Here is a 3,830-nt window from a genome sequence, read left to right on the forward strand (position 1 = left end):
GGGCAGAGCCCGGGGGCGGCGCTTGCGGTGTCGGTGTGCAGGTCGCCTCTCGGCGAGTGGCACGACGCGGCTCCAGCCGGACGGTATTCCGCGAAGGCAATTAGGTGAGGCCCGGGGACACTGGACACACCGACAGACAGCTCAACGGCGCCGCCGTCGGGATCATTCCCGGCGGCGTCCTCAGTTTCCGGAGTGGTCGTGCTCCTCCAGCCCGGCCCAGCCGCGCGGGCTCTCCTCCTCGCCGCGGTCCTTGCCGTCGGTGATCGACTCGTCGACCGCGGTGTCCTCGTGCTCGGCGGCGAAGTCGTCGTCCTCGCCCGGGTCGGCCGGGTCGGTGTCGCCGGGCGCCCGGCCGAGCGGTTCGCGCGCGCTCATGATCACGCCACCCCGTCGCGCAGGCGGTGCGGGTCGACCTCGCGGCCCGGGTGCCGGGCCAGGTACTCGGTCTCCAGCTCCGCGGTGCGGCGCAGGTGGTTGGCGAGCGCCGGGTCCGAGCCGTGCCGGAGCGTGTCGAGCCGGGTCCGGTGCAGGCTGTGCAGCTCGCGGATCAGGTCGTCGTCGGAGAGCTCACTCGGGTCGACACCGACGTCCTCGCCGACGACCGAGACCGTCACGTCCACGGACTCGGTCGACTCGCGGCGCCCAGAAGATTCGGTCATGGTTCGATACTGCCCATTTCCGGCGGCGGGTAACCAAGATTCGCGCCGACTACGACGCGCCGTCGGAGTGCTCAGCGGACGCCGGTACCCTCGTTGGACATGAGGCGTCTGGTCACCCCACCGATGATCGCGAAGCATGTGCTCGCGCTCGCCCTGATCGGCGGTTTCCTCGCGCTGGGCTGGTGGCAGGTCTCCCGGGCGTCCGCGGGCAACACGCTGAGCTGGGCGTACGCCTTCGAATGGCCGGTGTTCGCGGGTTTCGTGGCGTTCATCTGGTACCGGGAGATCAGGGACGCCCTCCGCGGTGCCCCGACGCCGGCCGCTCCGGAGCCTTCGGCGGCACCCGAGCCGACCCCCGTCCCCGTCCGGCCGCCCGTGCTCGGCACGAGGACGCCCAAGATCGGTTCCGGCTTCCGGCGTCCGGTGCTCGTGCCCCGCCGCGCCGCCGTGGCCACCGCCGAGCCCGGGCCCGACCCGGCGCTCGACGAGTACAACGACTATCTCGCCTGGCTCAACGCCAACCCGGGCGCCAAGGCCTCCCAGTACCCGGGCCGCCGTCGCGGTCCTGCTTGATCGAGGAAGGATCCCCCCGCACCATGCGCGCAGCCCTCACCCGGTACCGGATCATCGCGTACGTGGTCGGTGTCGTGCTGATCGTCCTCACGGCGATCGGCATGCCACTGAAGTACCTCGCCGACAACGCGACGGTCGTGGAGACCGTCGGCCCGGCGCACGGCTTCCTCTACATGGTCTACCTGGTCGCGGTCTTCGACCTCGGCCGGCGGGCGCGTTGGCAGATCGGGCGCATGCTGCTGGTCATGCTGGCGGGCACGATCCCGTTCGTGTCGTTCTACGCCGAGCGCAAGGTGGTCGGCTGGGCCCGGGCCGCGGCGGAGACCGCGGACGAGCCGGTGGCCGTCACCTCCTGACGACGTCCGTCTTCAGGGCGACGCAGAGCGCTTGCCACGCTTCCGGGGGAAAGCGCAACACCTGCCCGCGCGGATTCCCCCGAACGAGTACGCCGCCGGCCGTAACCGCGACGTCGACACACTGGTTTGATTCGCAGTGACTGCTGCGTCGCCAGTCGAGCGTCATATCCATCAATGCAATCTCTCATAAGCACGGTCTCGTTGCGAAGAGTGACCGTGGCGTGAGCGTGCTCACTCACGGTGATTCAGTTTTCATCTCTTGGTGATCTTCATTATCAATGGGGTGAACAGTTGGGGCCCGACCGGGCGATTCGTCTTCCATTGTGGACGATCCACCGCTAAGTTCCTATGCTGGCGCGGCCCCTGTGGGAGCTCACAGCCCGCGCTCTTTTGGTGCCTCAATCAAGCCCCGAGCCTGCGGAGATCCGAATGTCCGACAGCAAGACAACCATGCCCGTTTTCCGTCGTAGCTCACGCTGCGAAGCGGTGAACTGCGCCGAAGTCGCTACGGTCGGTGACGGTGCAATCCTGCGCAACTCCACCGCGCCCGACACCCGGCTGCACTTCGACGCCGCCAACTGGCGGGGCTTCATCGCCGGCGTGGCGGCCGGCGAGTTCGACCTGCCCCGCTGAACCGTTCTCTCGGCAGTCCATTCGGCACGCCGGCCGACCAGGCCGGCGTGCCGCACATATAGCGGCAGATATATGTGCAGATGGCCGAACGTCCATCGACAGGTGTACTCTTGGGCAAGGTGCAACCTGGCAAATCGCAATGTGCCACTTGGCCAGCCTGAGCTGACATCTCCCCCCGACCGGAGGCGGGCGTGACGACGGTCCAAGGGCCCACCGCCAGCCGGCGTCGACTGCGCACGGCACTGCGGGCCGCCCGGGAAAAAGCCGAACTGACCCAGGAATTCGTCGCCGAGGCGATGGACTGGTCCCTGAGCAAGCTGATCCGCATCGAGACCGGCCGGGTCAGCATCTCCACGAACGACGTCCGCGCGCTGCTCCACCTCTACCGCATCGACGGCTCCGACGAGGCCGAAGAGCTGATCGCGCTGGCCCGCGTGGCCCGCCAGAAGCCCTGGTGGCAGGACTCCCGCGGCGCGATCCCGGCACACTACGCGCAATACATCGGCCTCGAGGCAGAGGCGTCGGCGATGCGCTGCTTCCAGTCCAGTGTGGTCCCCGGCCTGGCACAGACCCGCGACTACGCCCGCGCGGTGGTCACCAACCGCACCCCGGGGCAGATCCGGCCGGACGAGCTGGACACCCGGGTCGACGTCCGCATGCGCCGCAAGCGCGAGATCCTGGGCCGCGACGAGCCACCCGAGTTCGACATCATCCTCGACGAGGCGGTCCTCCGCCGCGCCATCGGCGGGGCCGGCGTCCACCGGGAGCAGCTCGAACACCTGGTGGCCCTGGCCGCCTCCCCCACGACCACGATCCAGGTCGTCCCCTTCTCCGCGGGCGCGATGACCGCCGCGGGCTCGTTCGTCATCCTGCAGTTCCCGGACGAGGCCGACGACGACGTGGTCTACCTCGAGAGCGCGCTGCTGGAGAACTTCATCGAACGCCCGATGGAGACGGCGCCCTACCACTCCGAGTTCAAGTGGCTGAGCTCGATCGCCCTCTCCCCCACGGACTCGCTCTCCTTCATCGAGAAGGTCGCGGGCGAGCTCTAGGCCGTCCGGCGCAGCACCAGGCAGAGGAACCCGAAGGCGTCGCGGTAGCCACGCAGCCATTCCGTGCGCCGGGTCGCCGCGGTGCCGAGCACCGCCGCGCTGTCCGGGTCGGACGGGTTGTCCAGCGCCCACGCGGCCAGCGAACCCCAACAGGCCCACTCGCAGTCGTCCAGCTCGCGGCGCGTGCTGACGTGGCCGTGGACGGGCGTCCACCCGTCGGCGAGATCGCCGAGCATCGCGACGGCCTCGGGAGTGGGCTCGCCGTCCCAGAACCCTTCGCCGACCAGGACGCGCCCGCCCGGGGCCAGGTGTTCGCGCGCCGCGGCCAGGTCGGCAGCAGGCCGCCGAACGCGTGCGTAGCGCCGACGCTGAGCACCAGGTCGAAGGCGTGCGGGGACGAGAAGGTGCCGGCTTCCTGGTGGTGGAGCACCAGGCGATCCGCGACGCCGAGGCGGGTGGCGCGCCCTGCCAGGGGCGGGCCGTGCGGTGCGGTGAGACCAGGACCCACTCGCCGGTCAGCCGGTTGAGCCGGCGATGCGGCGCGTCTGGAAGTAGGC

8 protein-coding genes and 1 pseudogene are annotated in these 3,830 nt (G+C 69.8%); 4 read left to right on the forward strand and 5 right to left on the reverse strand.

Annotated elements, in window-relative coordinates; all coding sequences use genetic code 11:
* Positions 1–180: 180 nt before the first annotated feature.
* Positions 181–375, reverse strand: a complete 195-nt coding sequence (locus tag AB0H87_RS39225) for a hypothetical protein (protein ID WP_360158082.1) — start codon at positions 373–375, stop codon at positions 181–183.
* 2 nt (positions 376–377) lie between these two features.
* Positions 378–659 carry a DUF6158 family protein gene (locus AB0H87_RS39230; protein ID WP_360158085.1) on the reverse strand — a complete coding sequence of 94 codons (282 nt, stop codon included), beginning with the start codon at positions 657–659 and terminating at the stop codon, positions 378–380.
* A gap of 99 nt (positions 660–758) precedes the next feature.
* Between AB0H87_RS39230 and AB0H87_RS39235 the strand changes: the two genes are divergently transcribed.
* Together AB0H87_RS39235 and AB0H87_RS39240 are read left to right on the forward strand one after the other, a co-directional pair.
* On the forward strand, positions 759–1,232 hold the full coding sequence (locus tag AB0H87_RS39235) for a hypothetical protein (RefSeq protein WP_360158088.1): 474 nt from the start codon (positions 759–761) through the stop codon (positions 1,230–1,232).
* 23 nt (positions 1,233–1,255) lie between these two features.
* Positions 1,256–1,588 (forward strand): DUF3817 domain-containing protein, encoded by a 333-nt coding sequence (locus tag AB0H87_RS39240; RefSeq protein WP_360158091.1) that lies wholly within the window; start codon positions 1,256–1,258, stop codon positions 1,586–1,588.
* Here AB0H87_RS39240 and AB0H87_RS39245 read toward each other — a convergent pair.
* The gene (locus tag AB0H87_RS39245; protein ID WP_360158094.1) at positions 1,578–1,760 is read right to left on the reverse strand and encodes a DUF397 domain-containing protein; all 183 of its coding nucleotides are present in this window, start codon (positions 1,758–1,760) and stop codon (positions 1,578–1,580) included. The two genes, AB0H87_RS39240 and AB0H87_RS39245, sit on opposite strands and share 11 nt — an antisense overlap.
* A gap of 278 nt (positions 1,761–2,038) precedes the next feature.
* Here AB0H87_RS39245 and AB0H87_RS39250 point away from each other — a divergent pair, with 278 nt between their 5' ends.
* Positions 2,039–2,221 (forward strand): DUF397 domain-containing protein, encoded by a 183-nt coding sequence (locus tag AB0H87_RS39250; RefSeq protein WP_360158103.1) that lies wholly within the window; start codon positions 2,039–2,041, stop codon positions 2,219–2,221.
* Positions 2,222–2,412: 191 nt separating this feature from the next.
* The gene (locus AB0H87_RS39255; RefSeq protein ID WP_360158097.1) at positions 2,413–3,273 is read left to right on the forward strand and encodes a helix-turn-helix transcriptional regulator; all 861 of its coding nucleotides are present in this window, start codon (positions 2,413–2,415) and stop codon (positions 3,271–3,273) included.
* On the opposite strand, the gene AB0H87_RS39260 is transcribed toward AB0H87_RS39255, so the two are convergent.
* Entirely contained in the window at positions 3,270–3,509 is a 240-nt protein-coding gene (locus tag AB0H87_RS39260) for a hypothetical protein (RefSeq protein WP_360158100.1), read from the reverse strand. The two genes, AB0H87_RS39255 and AB0H87_RS39260, sit on opposite strands and share 4 nt — an antisense overlap.
* A 235-nt stretch (positions 3,510–3,744) precedes the next feature.
* Positions 3,745–3,830, reverse strand: a pseudogene (locus AB0H87_RS39265) (hypothetical protein); the annotation flags it as partial.

It is taken from the genome of Asanoa sp. NPDC050611, from assembly GCF_040654855.1.
Lineage (GTDB): Bacteria > Actinomycetota > Actinomycetes > Mycobacteriales > Micromonosporaceae > Asanoa.